This window comes from Curvivirga aplysinae (genome assembly GCF_009711445.1).
GTDB lineage: Bacteria > Pseudomonadota > Alphaproteobacteria > UBA8366 > Aestuariispiraceae > Curvivirga > Curvivirga aplysinae.
Map to the genome: position 1 here is coordinate 15,205 of NZ_SMMC01000179.1, position 15,414 is coordinate 30,618.

Consider the following 15,414-nt stretch of genomic DNA (forward strand, 5'->3'; position numbering starts at 1 on the left):
CCTATTTCTCTAATCCATATTCAGTCGGACTTTTAATATGACCATGGAATTTCAAATAGCCATAATATTCCATTGGGTCTTTTGGTTTCACCAACGCACCTTCAGGATGATTTAGCCAATCATAAAGACGAGTTAATAAGAAACGCAAAGAACTGCCCCGGGCAAAAATCGGCAAGGCTTCCATTTCCGCAATCGAAAGGGCGCGCACTTTATTATAACCAGACAACATCTGTTTCGCTTTGGTAATATTGAAACTACCATCACGTTCAAAACACCACGCATTCAGACAAATCGCCAAATCATAGGCATAGAAATCTGTACAGGCGAAATAGAAATCAATGATACCGGATAATTTCTTATCCAAGAAAAATACATTATCGGTAAATAAATCCGCATGAATAACACCACGTGGCAAATCTGTCGGCCAATGATTGGAAAGATAATCAAATTCCGCTTCCAATTCTGCGGCCAACCCTTGTTTCACTTCATCCGCACGGTCTGTGCAATCATCCAAAAGATTACGCCAGCCCTCAACAGATAACGCATTATCCCGTTCCATATCAAAATCGGCGCCTGCCAAATGGAATTGTGCCATTGCCTTTCCTAATTCCGCACAATGAAAGGGCATAACCTGTTTCGGGGACATCCCATCAAGAAAACTAATCATTGCCGCCGGACGTCCACAAAGTTCCCGTAAAGCCTGTCCATTTTTATCATGAACAGGTAAGGGACAATTCACACCTTTTTCTGCTAAATGATCCATTAAGTTTAAGAAAAATGGTAAATCATCTGGATTAACGCGCTTCTCATAAAGCGTTAAAATCAAAGGCATTTTAGTTGTTTTTAGCAGATAGTTTGAATTTTCTACGCCTTCAGCGATACCTTTGGCAGACACGATTTCGCCCACATCATAATGGGTTAAAAATTCACGCAAATCTGCATCGGAAACTTCCGTATAAACAGCCATTACTTTTCCTTCTTCTTATTTAGTCTTTGAGCAGGCGGGGTAACTTAAATTCGATATTTTCTTCGGCCGTCACTTTATGGAAAACGGTTAAATCGAATTTTTCGCGACAGGCTTCAATCACTTCTTCAACCAATATTTCAGGGGCAGATGCACCAGCGGAAATCCCCAATTTATCAATACCGTCAAGCCAGCTCCAATCAATCTCAGATACTCTTTGAATAAGATAAGCTGGAATATCACCTGCTTGCTTCGCCACATCAACCAGCCGTTTGGAGTTTGATGAGTTTGGCGCGCCAATAATGAATGCCAGATCAACATCTTCCGCCACAGCTTTCATAGCGGCCTGACGATTGGTCGTCGCGTAACAAATATCTTCGCGCTTAGGCCCTTGAAGTTGTGGGAACTTCGCTTGCAAAGCCTCCAAAATATCTTTGGTTTCATCCACAGATAATGTTGTTTGCGTTGCATAAGCCAATTCTTGATCTTCTGGAAAATCTAGTTTTTCAACATCTTCGACGGTTTCAACCAATGTCATCGCACCATCATTCAATTGACCCATTGTGCCAATCACTTCAGGGTGACCTGCATGTCCAATCAAAATAATATGGCGACCTTTTTCAAAATGACGTTCCGCCCCGCGATGCACTTTTGACACCAATGGACAGGTGGCATCAAGATAGATCATCTGACGTTTTTCAGCAGCTTCTGGTACAGATTTTGGGACGCCGTGAGCAGAAAAAACGACAGGACGATCCGTTGGACATTCATCCAATTCGTCAACAAAGATCGCCCCTTTATTTTCAAGGGATTCAACAACATAGCGATTATGAACGATTTCGTGACGAACATATACAGGTGCTCCAAATTTCTTCAGAGCTTCTTCTACGATTAAAATTGCACGATCCACACCCGCGCAAAAACCGCGCGGCCCCGCCAATACAATCTCTAGTTTTTGTTTCGTCATATCCTAATCCACCAAGCTGAATCTCTTAGTATATTTATAAGGCTAGCCTTTCATTCCAAGCGGTTTTACACTATGGCTTCACATATGAAAACCGAATACATTGTTTTTAAATCAGGACAAAGAAAAAATGGAAGATAAAAACCTGATACCTGATATTCCTCAAGTTGCGCCCTATTCATTAAAAGTAGAAGAAGGTAAAACTTATTATTGGTGTGCCTGTGGTAAATCAGCCAAACAGCCTTTTTGTGATGGGGCACATAAAGGAACTGATTTTTCGCCTGTTGTCTATAAAGCAACAAAAACACGTCAGGTGTTTTTTTGTGGCTGTAAACTGACCAAGCGCCCGCCACTTTGTGACGGGGAACATGCTCGCTTAATTGACGGATAAGATTAAAATAATATGAACATGGGGCAAATACTTGACCATCTCTATAAACTAGCCGATATAGTTAAAATATCGAGATCACCCTGAACACAGGATATTCCATGTCACATTTTTTCACAAAATCTATGCGAAACATAATTTTGCTTTTAACTCTATCTGCTTTGACCGCTTGTGCAGGCCTTGGCAGAACGCAGGAAGATGTGGTTTGTCCCTCTGTACGTGTGATCAAAGATACGGATGTTCTAACACGATTTAAACCAGGACCCGGCCGCGATATCACCGATATCGAATTACAAGCAGAACTGATAAGAGCCGCAGGTGTTTGCGAAGCTTATGATGATCATGCTGATGTATTTTTAAACATTGATATACAAGCGCTTCAGGGAACAGCAAATCAATCCAATAAACAAGTTATAGATCTCATTATCGGGATCGTCGGCCCGGATGGCGAGTTGATTGCCCCAGCCCCGATTGGTCATCGTAAATTACCCCTAGATTTAACCTTCCCGCCAAATCAATCCCAAATTGTTTACAAAGAAGTAATTCGCGTAGATGTTCCATTTTCTGAAGAACAATCACCGGACGATTTTATCATTTACGTCAGCTTCGGTTTGAGCCAAGAAGAGTACAAATACAATCGAGAAAATTAATTTTTCCCAAAAAATTACTCTCTTAAGCTACTGTTCTTAAATATTTTTTTAGGCAAATAAAAAAATGCACAAAAAGCTATTGACAGGAGCACGACATTCTGTAGCTTATAAACGACAGCCCGTTGATATGTGTGGGAGAGATCAGTGGATCATGGATTAAGTTTCATGGTGACCATAGACGCCGAAGGAGCAACCGCCCCGGAATCTCTCAGGCAAAAGGACCGCATGTAGAGGGCCTTCTGGAAAGTGAACTTTTCGTAAGATTTGTTCCGCCGAAGGGGTAAGCTGATGGATGATGGTCCCCACCCTGAAATCTGCCAGTCACACTCTCAGGCTCCGATGACAGAAGGGGTTTTTAACTTTGTCCGGTTATGTTCGTCACGCAGACAAACATGCCGGTACATGATGAAAACCTTGATTTGTCGGAGACCCCTTTATGGATTCTGCATCTGATACAGATTTATTGCGCACAGCGCTTCACGATTTACACGTAGAACTTGGTGCGAAAATGGTACCATTCGCGGGCTATTCCATGCCTGTTCAATATCCTCTAGGTGTATTGAAAGAACATCTTCAAACTCGTGAAAAAGCCGGTCTCTTTGATGTATCCCATATGGGCCAATGCTGGTTGGTTGGTGAAAATCCAGCGCAAGCACTTGAAAGCCTCTGCCCTGCGGATTTACAAGGTTTGACAACAGGTCAACAACGTTACAGCCAATTCCTAAACGATGAAGGTACTATTCTGGATGATCTAATGGTGACCAAACCGGTTAATCCTGATTATTCTGATCGTTTGTATCTTGTGGTGAATGCTGCGTGCAAAGATCAAGATTATGCCCTGATGAATGAAAAGCTTGCAGGCAAAGCAGAAGTTGTTGTTATTGATCGTGCTCTTCTTGCAATCCAAGGCCCAGCAGCAGCGGAAGCGACCGCGCGCGTTCTTGGTGATGCTGTCCTCACTCAACCATTCATGACCCAAACCGAAGTTGAATTTGAAGGTGATACTTTGCTTGTTAGCCGTTCAGGTTACAGCGGCGAAGATGGTTATGAGATTTCTGTTTCAAATGAAAAAGCCGATGCATTGGCGCGCGCCCTTCTGGATCAGCCAGAAGTGGAAGCGATTGGCCTTGGCGCACGTGATAGCTTGCGTTTGGAAAGCGGCCTTTGCCTCTATGGCAACGATATTGATACAACCACTAGCCCAATTGAAGCAGCCTTGCTATGGTCTATTGGTAAATCCCGTCGTGCGGGTGGCGAAGCCGAAGGTGGTTTCCCGGGTGCTGATAAGATTTTGGCACAAATCGCCAATGGCGTAAGCCGCAAACGTGTTGGTGTCCAACCGGAAGGACGCGCACCTGCACGTGAAGGCACAATCATTACCGATATGGACGGTAATGAAATTGGTAAAATCACCTCTGGTGGTTTTGGTCCAACAACAGGCAGCCCAGTTGCAATGGGTTATGTGGCAATTGATCATGCTAAAGTTGGTACCGACATTCAATTAATGGTTCGTAATAAGGCAGTTCCTGCAAAAGTTGCAAAAATGCCTTTCATCGAACAGCGTTACTATCGTGGCTAAAGCCAACAATATTTTTATTAAGTTCTCACTTATTCAGGATTAAAGGGAGTAAATTTTATGAGCACAATTCGTTACAGTGAAGATCACGAATGGGTATCTGTAGATAACGGTGTTGCAACAATCGGCATTACAGACTTTGCTCAAAAAGCATTGGGCGACGTGGTATTCGTTGAATTGCCAGAAACTGGTGACACAGTTTCTCAAGGCGGCGAAACCGGTGTTGTTGAATCTGTAAAAGCAGCGAGTGAAATCTATGCACCAGTTTCTGGTGAAGTTGTTGAAATCAACGAAGAACTAGAAGCTAACCCAGGCTTGGTAAATGAAGATGCAGAAGGTGATGCTTGGTTCTTCAAGATCAAACTTTCTGCAGAATCCGAGCTGGAAGAACTAATGAGCGCAGACGACTACAAAAACTTCACAGAAGAGTCTGAATAAGTCGACTGATATCATAGCCCGCTGAAAACATATAACACCAGCGGGCTAAACTGAAAATTTAAAAACAAATAATGTAAGGGGCAAAATACCGCTTTTTACAAACGGGATTTTATACCCAAAACTAGCCCATCTCACGGGCGCTAATATTTGTAGGGAAAATGCGATGAGTGAAACAAGAGCAAGCTTAAGCGAATTGGAACAATGGGACGATTTTGTTGGTCGTCATATTGGTCCAAATGATGAGACTTTGAATCATATGCTGAACACAGTTGGGGTGAGCAGCTTAGAGGATTTAATTGATAAAACAGTACCGGCAGCCATCCTTAATGAGGCGCCCTTAAACCTCCCAGAAGCTCATACAGAACGCTATACGGTTTCTAAATTGCGTCGTATTTCCGAACGCAATAAAGTGTTCGTGACCATGATGGGTATGGGCTATTCAGGCACTGTAACACCACCCGTTATTTTACGTAATGTTTTGGAAGATCCAGGTTGGTATACAGCTTACACACCGTATCAGCCTGAAATCAGCCAAGGTCGTTTGGAAGCTTTGTTAAACTTCCAACAAACCGTTATTGATTTAACAGGTATGGAACTTGCCAATGCATCTCTATTGGATGAAGCAACAGCAGTTGCGGAAGCAATGGCAATGTCTCATCGTGTTTCCAAGAAAAAAGGCGCAAATGCATTTTTTCTAGATCAAGATACACATCCTCAAATCCGTGAAGTTGTTGAAACACGCGCACGCTCCATGGGTTTTGAAATTGTTGTGGGTGATCCATATGCAGACGATCTGGATACAAGTGGCTTATTTGGTATTGCCCTTCAATATCCGGGTTCAAGTGGTCAGGTTCGTGATCTACGTCCAGTGATTGAAAAGGCGGCCGCTGATAAAGTTCTAACAACAGTATCCGCAGACATTCTATCTTTGGCTATCCTCACACCGCCCGGAGAAATGGGTGCAGATATTGTTGTTGGGTCCTCTCAACGCTTTGGCGTACCGATGGGTTTTGGTGGTCCACATGCTGCTTTCATGGCAACAAAAGATGCGTTTAAACGTAACATGCCAGGTCGTTTGATTGGTGTCTCCATTGATTCCAACGGTAAACCAGCTCTACGCATGGCAATGCAAACTCGTGAACAACATATTCGTCGCGATAAAGCCACAAGTAACGTATGTACCGCACAGGCATTATTAGCGGTTATCGCTGGTTTCTATGCTATTTATCACGGCCCAGAAGGCATTAAGCGTATCGCTAACAAAGTGCATCGCATGACCACTATTTTGGCAAATGGCCTTAAAGAAATGGGTCTGAACATTGTTACAGACAGCTATTTCGATACGATCACTGTAAAAGTACGTGGACAAGCACATCGCTTGGCAGCGAAAGCACGTGAAAAAAGCATTAACGTTCGTGTTGTAGATGCCGACCATATCGGTATCTCTGTAGATGAAACAACCAAACGTCAAAATATTGAGACACTTTGGACCGTTTTCAAGTCGGATGCTTTAGATCATATTTCTATTGAAGGTCTTGATGATAGTGCAATCACAACTATACCTGCAAACCTACAACGTAAAACAGACTTCCTGACACATGAAGTATTCAATAGCTACCATTCTGAAACAGAATTATTACGCTATATTCGCTGGTTACGTGATCGTGATATTTCCTTGAACCGTGCAATGATCCCATTGGGTAGCTGCACCATGAAATTAAATGCAACATCTGAAATGTTGCCAGTGACATGGCGTAACTTCTCTCATCTGCATCCATTTGCTCCAGAGGATCAAACACAAGGTTATCAACAACTGTTTGAAGAGTTGGAATCTGCACTTTGTGAGATCACAGGTTACGATGCAATGTCCCTACAACCTAATGCGGGTTCTCAAGGTGAATATGCAGGTCTTCTATGTATTGCCAAATACCATCAAGCACGTGGTGAAGGCCATCGTGATATCTGCTTAATTCCATCTTCTGCGCATGGTACCAACCCTGCTTCAGCCGTTATGGCCGGTATGAAAGTTGTTGTAACTAAATGTGATGATGACGGTAACGTTGACGTTGACGATTTAAGAGCAAAAGCTGAACAATATTCCGATAACCTAGCTGCTTTGATGATCACATACCCATCTACCCATGGTGTGTTTGAAGAAGCTGTTCAGGAAGTATGTCAGATCATCCATGACCATGGCGGTCAGGTTTACATGGATGGTGCGAACATGAATGCGATGGTTGGCTTGGTGAAACCGGGCAAAATCGGATCTGACGTAAGTCATCTTAACTTGCATAAAACATTCTGTATCCCACATGGTGGTGGTGGTCCAGGTATGGGTCCAATCGGTGTGAAATCTCACTTGGCACCATATCTATCCGGTCATAACCAAGTGCCTGGTCTTAACCCTGCAGAGGGTGATGAAGGTACAATTGGTGCGGTTTCTGCAGCACCTTGGGGTTCCTCCAGTATTCTTCCAATCACTTGGGTTTACATCCAGGCGATGGGTGGTGCAGGCCTAACCAAAGCGACCAAAGTTGCGATTTTGAATGCCAACTATATCGCAAAACGTTTGGCGGATCATTATCCGGTTCTTTACACAGGTATTAACGGTTTTGTTGCGCATGAATGTATCGTTGATATTCGTGGCATCAAAGAAGCTTGTGGTATCGGGTCCGAAGATATTGCTAAACGTTTGATTGACTTCGGCTTCCATGCGCCAACACAATCTTTCCCTGTTGCAGATACATTGATGATTGAGCCAACAGAAAGTGAAAGCTTGGTTGAGATTGATCGCTTCTGCGATGCGATGATCCAAATCCGTAAGGAAATTGCAGATATTGAATCCGGCAAATCTGACCCAGAAAACAATGTATTGCGTAATGCACCACATACATATGGCTTGTTGATGAAGGGTGACTGGTCTCTACCATATAGCAAGAATGAAGCATTCTTCCCGGTAGACACCAAACGCGACGATAAGTTCTGGCCACCAGTAGGCCGTGTGGACAACGTATACGGCGACCGTAACTTGGTTTGCACATGTCCACCAATGGAAGCTTATATGGAAGCGGCTGAATAATTTCCTGATAATAATATAAGTGAGACTAAACTGGGCGGTGAGCAATCACCGCCCGTTTTTTCTTTGAGATTAGTTTGCCTGCTTTGATTGTTGTGCAAAGAATGAAGCTTCCTTAGGATATTCCGGTAATTCCAAGGTGAATGCTTTCGATCGGATTTTACCGCTTCTTTCTCCATAAACAATTTCGCTATCGTATTTATGCGGGATCGGATTTGCCACAAGCGGGGCGGCATCTTCCGCGACATAAGTAACAATCAGCAAGTTTCTGGATTTATCTGTTAGATTTTGCCCCGACCCATGCAGGGTATTTGCATGCATCAAGCAAATATCACCAGCATTCCCGATACAACTGACCGATTTCTCTCGGCATTCTTGTTGAATATTTGCATCGACTGCACCCGTAAATATCCCATCCTGAAAATGGGAATATAACGGACCTTTATGACTTTCAGGCACAACACGTAATGGACCATTTTTTTCCGTAACATCATCAAGGAAGAAAAGCGCTGTTATCATGTCATCATTACTATGAGGATCGAATGGAAAATCCTGATGATATTTCACAATTGTACCTGAATTAGGTAATTTCAGATTGATCTTGCTGGCCCATAATTTAATAGCAGTGCCAAATATCTTATGTGTTAATTCCAGACCTTTATTTTTTCGGACAAATTCAAGAAAAACATCTGATACTTCAATCGGCGCACCAATACGCCGTAAAGCTGGATTTTCTTTTGAATGGCTTTTTTCTTCCAGATCAAAACGTGGCCTGCCATCCAACATTTCACCATAGGGGGCAATATATTCTTTGGATTTTTCGATCCAAGTCTGTAGTTCTTTATTTAATCTTGATAAAGCTTCATCAGAAATTCCATTACGGATCATCACAAAACCGTCCTGATCAAATTCTTTCTTCAGCTTTGCTATGTCAATTTTGTCCATAATGTCTTTCCCTTATTCATTAAAATACATTCTCTAGATCGTAAAAGGAAATTACATTTGTTCAAATGAAGGTTTTTCATATTTCCATTCCCAAATGGAATGTCTAATTTTGAGCCTCCGAAATAATCCATTTTTTGAACTGTTGAACCGGCCAATTTAACTCCGTATCAATTGATGAAACCAAATAATATCCCATGCTAGTTTCTACTGACTGATCAGATACTTTACAGAGTTGACCTGCTGCGATTTTTTCCTCAACAGAATAATCCCAGCCAAGCCCCAGACCTCTGCCTGCCTCAACCGCCTGTAAAACCAAAGGATAGGAATTAAATGTCGGCCCCTGACGTTGGGGCATTTTTGACGGCTGGAACTTCTTCATCCATTTATCCCAGTTCACCCCACCAAATATCTGCACACCATCTTTTAAATGGACAAGAATATGGTTTGATAAATCATCAAGCTGAATAGACTCAAATTTTTCAAGATAAGTTGGGCTGGCAACAACATAAACAACTTCATCGACAAGCTTTTCATATGTTAATTCCGGCCATGCCCCTTCCCCAAATAATATGGCAATATCAGAACCATCTTTCTTAAAGTCTACCGGGGTATCTGAACTTATGACATTCACTTCGATATCTGGATGCAATGCATAAAACTTTTCGATCTTAGGGATAAGCCAAAAATACGAAAATGATACAGAGGCAGAAACAGTTATACGCATTTGGCCTGAACTAGGGAAATATGTTTTTAACCCCTCATTCAACTGCGTAAGGCTTTCATCCACATGATTCAAAACTACCTGACCATCTTCCGTTAACTGAATAGAACGATGCATGCGCTTAAATAATTTGGTTGATAGAAATGTTTCAAGGGCAGATATCTTTTTGCTAACTGCGCTTTGTGTAAGACATAATTCTTCCGCTGCTATGGTAAAACTATTATGTCGGGCAACTGCCTCAAAACAAACCAATAACTCCATTGGTGGAAGATGGTATTTTCTCGTTGTCACCATAAATTACTCAAATTCTCACAATCCACTTGATGAAAAACCGCCCTATTAGGCTAGCCCAACAAAACCTCCAATTTACTCTAAAGAAAAAGGCGATGAATTTCACCGCCTTTTTCTTGATGGGTTTCATTTAATGAGGCGAGGACCTGATACCTTGACTGATGCCTATCTACTACTATTTCGTAATCGACCCCATTGTAAGTAAAAATTACTGGCTCGGTTCCAATAAAACTCGGAGACAAACTTGTGATCGTATTATTCTCAACAGCCATATTTAGCGCTAGATGATTTCCACCGAACTATCATCCCCATCCACTTTCAGCATTTGGCATTCCATAAAAGTTATCGTATATTTTAAAGCGTCCAGAAAAAAGGGCAGCCCGAAGGCTGCCCTTTTCCAAATCAGATAATCTGAAACAGATTAGTCGTCTCTGCGTGGTTTACGACGCGCTTTACGAGGACGATCTTCACCGCCTTCTTCGCCTTCGCCACGTGGTTCACGTGCAGGTGGTTCAACTTCTTCACCTGTTTCCTGATCCACAACTTTCATGGAAAGTTTAACTTTACCACGATCATCAACACCCAAGCATTTAACGAATACTTCGTCACCTTCGTTACAGATGTCTGTTACTTTTTCTGTACGTGCGAATTGCAATTCAGAAATGTGAACAAGACCATCTTTGGAACCCATAAAGTTAACGAATGCACCAAAGTCAACAACCTTCACAACCTTACCTTTGTAAATTGTGCCCGGCTCTGGCTCAGCAACGATACCGTAAATCCAATCGTAAGCGCGTTTGCCTGCATCTGCATCAACAGCTGCGATTTTCACTGTACCATCTTCATCGATGTCAATTTTCACGCCTGTTTCTTCGGTGATTTCACGGATAACTTTACCGCCTGTACCGATCACGTCGCGAATTTTCTCTTTCGGGATTTGCATGGATGTGATGCGTGGTGCGTTGGAAGATACTTCCTCGCGACCCGCTGTAATCGCTTTTGCCATTTCACCAAGAATATATAGACGACCACCTTTAGCTTGACCCAAGGCTGTCTCCATAATGTCTTTGGTAATGGATGTGATTTTAATATCCATTTGAAGAGATGTAATACCGTCTTCTGTACCAGCTACTTTAAAGTCCATATCGCCTAAGTGATCTTCATCACCCAAGATATCGGACAATACAGCAACGCCGTCTTCTTCTTTGATCAAGCCCATTGCGATACCCGCACATGGCTTTTGCAAAGGAACACCCGCATCCATCATTGCCAAGGATGTACCACATACTGTCGCCATAGAGGAAGAACCGTTAGATTCTGTGATCTCGGATACAACACGTACTGTGTATGGGAAGTCTTCTTTAGCAGGCATCATTGGGTTGATTGCGCGCCAAGCCAATTTACCGTGACCAATTTCACGACGACCCGGGCTACCCATACGACCAGCTTCACCTACGGAATATGGAGGGAAGTTATAATGCAACATAAAGTGCTGACGATATTCACCTTCCAACGCGTCGATGATTTGTTCATCCTGACCTGTACCCAATGTGGTTACAACCAAGGCCTGTGTTTCACCACGTGTAAACAATGCGGAACCATGTGTACGGTCAATCACGCCAATCTGGCAATCGATTGCACGCACATCAGCCAAGCCACGACCATCGATACGGCTGCTTGTTTTAATGATGTTGCCACGAACGATGTCGGATTCAAGACCTTTGAACAATTTGCCCGCTAATTCAACATCTAGCTCTTCTTCTTCCAATTTAGCCATTGCAGCTTCTTTAACTTCTGCAATTGCCGCTTGGCGATCTTGTTTCACGATGATGCTATATGCATCGCGTAGGCCAGCTTCAGCCAACTCTGTCAAACGTGCTTTCACAGTTTCTTTTGCTGGATCTTCTTCTGGCATGTCATATGGCTCTTTTGCCGCTTCTTCTGCCAAGGAGATGATCAAGTCGATTACTGGTTGGAAGGCTGCATGACCGAAATCAACTGCTTCTAGCATTGTTTCTTCAGACAATTCCTGTGCTTCGGATTCAACCATCAACACGCCTTCTGTTGTACCTGCAACCACCAAGTCCAACTCAGATTTTTCCATGTCGGATTCAGATGGGTTCAATACCAATTCACCGTCGATACGACCAACACGTGCCGCACCAATTGGGCCAAGGAATGGCGCACCGGAAATTGTCAAAGCAGCAGATGCACCGATCATCGCAACGATATCTGGGTTTGTTTCCAAATCGTGGCTCATCACAGTTGTTACAACTTGAGTTTCGTTACGGAAACCTTCGATGAACAATGGACGGATTGGACGGTCGATCAAACGGCTTGTAAGTGTTTCTTTCTCAGATGGACGACCTTCACGTTTGAAGAAACCACCTGGAATTTTACCCGCTGCGAATGTTTTTTCTTGATAATTCACAGTGAGTGGGAAGAAGTCTTGGCCCGGTTTAGCTGCTTTTGCAAATACAGCTGTACATAGTAATTTTGTGCCACCATATGTGATCAATACCGCACCGTCAGCTTGACGTGCGATACGACCAGTTTCGATGGTCAATGTACGACCAGCCCATTCAATAGACTTTGTAACTACGTTAAACATAATTTTCCTTTTCTTAACATCAAATAGATCAGTACCCCCTATGGGTCCTGACTTTTTGAAAGAAGAAAGTGAATGAAAATTAATTCAGTCTCAGAGCCGTGTTGGCGTATCTATGTGAAATCCTTTATCAGGCCCGGTGCGCTTCATCGCCCAATCCACCTCATAATAACTGGGTGGTTGAGTGGGGGAGCGGGCCGGAACCATTCCACATAAATATGTCAACACGACCATTTTTAGGTCTTTGGGTGAACCCGAGGCTGATTTAAATCCCCTTCGCCAATCCTTCTTTCAGTTTTATCCAGCTTAGTTAAGCTGAATGGTCCATAGCTATACCAGATTTGTTACAGAAATATAGCTATAGAAATAAACAGGGCGCAGAATTTTTCTGCGCCCTGTCGAAAGCTCTTCGCTTAGCGGCGAATGCCCAATTTCGCGATAAGGTCTTTGTAACCTTGCTCGTTTTTCTTTTTCAAGTAATCAAGCAAGCTACGACGCTTACCAACCATTACAAGCAAACCACGACGAGAGTGGAAATCTTTTTTATGAGATTTCAAATGCTCTGTCAGGTTAGAAATGCGTTCTGTCAAAATCGCGATTTGTACTTCAGGAGATCCTGTATCACCAGATTTAGCTTGGTTGTCAGCGATCACTTCAGCTTTGCGTTCAGCAGTAATGGACATAATGTCTTCCTTTATACGGTATCTTGATAAACAAAAACCCGTGTCGGTTTGATCTCTCCCTTGCTGTAAGTCACTAGCGCAAGCGCCCGTTTCTTAAACAAAGCAAGGGCCGTATCACCGTCCTTCAGGTCGGCAATACGCTCCAAATCAACCTTTCGGAGAAGGGTTACAGCCTGACCATTTCGTAGTCTCAAGGCTTCACCTTCTTCTAAAGACAACGCCGGGATACCGTCCAGCGCTGCTTCTATGGGGAGTAATAGTTCCCCAAATTCCGCGGCGTTATGCGCCTTTTTTTCAAAATCTTCAAGTAAAATCGCATCTTTTTCTTCAAAAGGGCCAATTTTTGTGCGTCGCAAAGTGGTCAAATGACCAACCGTGCCCATAGCTTCCGCCAGATCACGGCCCAAAGAGCGCACATAAAACCCCTTACCACATGTCACCTCAAAGAAGGCATGATCAGCATCTATCACTTTGATTAACTTAATTTCTTTCACATAAGCTGGGCGAGATTTCATCTCAACTTCTTCTCCAGCGCGGGCCAAATCATAAGCCCGTTTTCCATCAATCTTTAGGGCAGAAAATTTTGGCGGCACTTGTTCAATATTCCCGACAAATTGCGGGATAGCAGCCAGCATTTCTTTTTCTGTTGGACGTTGGCCAGATTTGGCAACAACTTCACCTTCCAAATCGAGCGTATCGGTCACTTCCCCAAATTTCAATGTAAATTGATAGGTTTTAATCCCATCCATTACATAGGATACGGATTTGGTCGCCTCACCAAAGGCCAAAGGCAGTAATCCGGTGGCAAAAGGATCAAGTGTGCCGCCATGCCCCGCCTTTTGCGCATTTAACGCGCGACGCGCCTTGCCAACAATCGGGGTGGAGCCGATGCCTGCAGCCTTATCAATAATCACCCAGCCATGCACCGGGTTCCCCTTTTTCTTGCGGCCCATAAATTCTCGCCATTCGTATTTCGTCAATCACGTGAAGGCAGACACATAAAGGCACTATCTTTAAAACTCAAGAGTAATTTATTTGGGCTCATGCATGATATGTAACTTATTCCCATCTAGATCACGGCAATAAGCACCGTAATAGTTAGGCCTGTAGCGATACCCCGGATCACCTTCATTTTCTCCACCAAGTTCTAAAGCCAAGCGATGGAATTCTTCTACCATTTCCTTACTGGCAGCCTGGAAGGTCACCTGTGTACCATTGCCAAAAGTTGCAGGCTTCTGGTTAAAAGGTTTTGTAATCCAAAAGCAGCTGGCACCGCCATATGGTCCATAACCAATTTCTACGTCATCCGCCATAAGACGTACCATTTCGATAGTACCAAGAAGCTTGTCATAAAATTCACCCGCTTCTTTAAGATTATTGGTTCCAAGCACAACACCAAATAGCATGATCTTTCCTAACTAAATTAGAACTGTGTTTGAAATACTCATCAATCAAAAATAAATCAACCGCGATATATCCTCAAAAAATCCTTATGCAGACATCCTGAATTCAGCCGTATAATTCAAGGATAGGCGAGACAAAATTTTGGCTAGATCAACATCTGCCGGATTATTGTCCAACTCCACCATCAAGGATTTAGCACTATGTTCCAATTTTAAAAACACGTCTTCAAAAACACGGGTCATTTCTCTGGCATCACAAACATAACTTGCTGGGTCTGTTAACCCCCAATGGGAGGAGACAGGATTTCCTTGCCAAACTGGGGGTTCCAATAAAGTCGCATGATCACATACGGTAACCACCGCATCAAAAGTTGGAAAACAATCATCTTCCCAACTTTTTGAAAATAAGCCTTCAGAAGAAATCCCATGGCGATAAAGACAAGCTTCCGCCCCCATATTCACATCACCTACCGGATGGGTACCAGCACTATAGGCTGTGATTAGTCCATGTCCATAATGATTAAAAATAGCTTCGGCCAAGATACTGCGACAGCTATTACCTGTGCAGACAAAAAGAATATTCGTCACGTTACTCACTCCCAAAGAAAAATTTATTTTATGAATTAGGAGCAGCCCTTATATAAGTTATATGTAATGTATTTGTGACGATTTGGTTTTACAATTATGTCGTCGATGATAATCATTAT

General features: G+C 43.0%; 14 protein-coding genes, 1 pseudogene and 2 riboswitches. Of the genes and pseudogenes, 5 read left to right on the forward strand and 10 right to left on the reverse strand.

The annotated features are described in order from the left end of the window. Position 1 precedes the first annotated feature (1 nt). On the reverse strand, positions 2-967 hold the full coding sequence (locus E1160_RS09245) for a homoserine kinase (RefSeq protein ID WP_155154866.1): 966 nt from the start codon (positions 965-967) through the stop codon (positions 2-4). Between the two features lie 19 nt (positions 968-986). After that, positions 987-1,931, reverse strand: a complete 945-nt coding sequence (gene ispH, locus E1160_RS09250) for a 4-hydroxy-3-methylbut-2-enyl diphosphate reductase (protein WP_155154867.1) — start codon at positions 1,929-1,931, stop codon at positions 987-989. Between the two features lie 127 nt (positions 1,932-2,058). On the opposite strand from ispH, the gene E1160_RS09255 reads away from it, so the two are divergent. The 5 genes from E1160_RS09255 to gcvP all read left to right on the forward strand — a co-directional run bounded on the left by E1160_RS09255 (position 2,059) and on the right by gcvP (position 8,059). After that, a complete protein-coding gene (locus E1160_RS09255; protein ID WP_155154868.1) occupies positions 2,059-2,319 on the forward strand; it encodes a CDGSH iron-sulfur domain-containing protein in 261 nt (86 codons plus the stop codon). A gap of 98 nt (positions 2,320-2,417) precedes the next feature. Then, entirely contained in the window at positions 2,418-2,966 is a 549-nt protein-coding gene (locus E1160_RS09260) for a hypothetical protein (RefSeq protein WP_155154869.1), read from the forward strand. Positions 2,967-3,088: 122 nt separating this feature from the next. After that, positions 3,089-3,200: riboswitch (glycine riboswitch) on the forward strand. 1 nt (position 3,201) lies between these two features. Beyond that, positions 3,202-3,316, forward strand: a riboswitch (glycine riboswitch). A gap of 86 nt (positions 3,317-3,402) precedes the next feature. After that, positions 3,403-4,545 (forward strand): glycine cleavage system aminomethyltransferase GcvT, encoded by a 1,143-nt coding sequence (gcvT, locus tag E1160_RS09265; RefSeq protein ID WP_155154870.1) that lies wholly within the window; start codon positions 3,403-3,405, stop codon positions 4,543-4,545. Positions 4,546-4,602: 57 nt separating this feature from the next. Continuing rightward, a complete protein-coding gene (gene gcvH / locus E1160_RS09270; RefSeq protein ID WP_155154871.1) occupies positions 4,603-4,980 on the forward strand; it encodes a glycine cleavage system protein GcvH in 378 nt (125 codons plus the stop codon). 163 nt (positions 4,981-5,143) lie between these two features. Continuing rightward, entirely contained in the window at positions 5,144-8,059 is a 2,916-nt protein-coding gene (gene gcvP / locus E1160_RS09275) for an aminomethyl-transferring glycine dehydrogenase (protein ID WP_155154872.1), read from the forward strand. A 69-nt stretch (positions 8,060-8,128) separates the two neighbouring features. Here the strand turns inward: gcvP and E1160_RS09280 are convergent, their stop codons facing one another. The 8 genes and pseudogenes from E1160_RS09280 to E1160_RS09315 all read right to left on the reverse strand — a co-directional run bounded on the left by E1160_RS09280 (position 8,129) and on the right by E1160_RS09315 (position 15,295). Beyond that, positions 8,129-9,001: a phytanoyl-CoA dioxygenase family protein gene (locus tag E1160_RS09280; RefSeq protein ID WP_155154873.1), complete on the reverse strand. Its 873-nt coding sequence runs from the start codon at positions 8,999-9,001 to the stop codon at positions 8,129-8,131. Positions 9,002-9,104: 103 nt separating this feature from the next. After that, positions 9,105-10,016: a LysR substrate-binding domain-containing protein gene (locus E1160_RS09285; protein WP_155154874.1), complete on the reverse strand. Its 912-nt coding sequence runs from the start codon at positions 10,014-10,016 to the stop codon at positions 9,105-9,107. 77 nt (positions 10,017-10,093) lie between these two features. Beyond that, positions 10,094-10,300: pseudogene (locus tag E1160_RS17510) on the reverse strand (DUF3500 domain-containing protein); the annotation flags it as partial. Between the two features lie 134 nt (positions 10,301-10,434). Further along, complete coding sequence (gene pnp, locus E1160_RS09295) at positions 10,435-12,624, reverse strand: polyribonucleotide nucleotidyltransferase (protein WP_155154876.1); 2,190 nt, start codon at positions 12,622-12,624, stop codon at positions 10,435-10,437. Between the two features lie 410 nt (positions 12,625-13,034). Then, positions 13,035-13,304 carry a 30S ribosomal protein S15 gene (gene rpsO, locus E1160_RS09300; protein ID WP_155154877.1) on the reverse strand — a complete coding sequence of 90 codons (270 nt, stop codon included), beginning with the start codon at positions 13,302-13,304 and terminating at the stop codon, positions 13,035-13,037. 11 nt (positions 13,305-13,315) lie between these two features. Then, positions 13,316-14,257: a tRNA pseudouridine(55) synthase TruB gene (gene truB / locus E1160_RS09305; protein WP_155154878.1), complete on the reverse strand. Its 942-nt coding sequence runs from the start codon at positions 14,255-14,257 to the stop codon at positions 13,316-13,318. Between the two features lie 78 nt (positions 14,258-14,335). Further along, positions 14,336-14,710: a VOC family protein gene (locus E1160_RS09310; RefSeq protein ID WP_155154879.1), complete on the reverse strand. Its 375-nt coding sequence runs from the start codon at positions 14,708-14,710 to the stop codon at positions 14,336-14,338. Positions 14,711-14,794: 84 nt separating this feature from the next. Further along, positions 14,795-15,295, reverse strand: coding sequence for an arsenate-mycothiol transferase ArsC (locus tag E1160_RS09315; RefSeq protein ID WP_218048814.1), 501 nt, complete (start codon positions 15,293-15,295; stop codon positions 14,795-14,797). Positions 15,296-15,414: the final 119 nt, after the last annotated feature.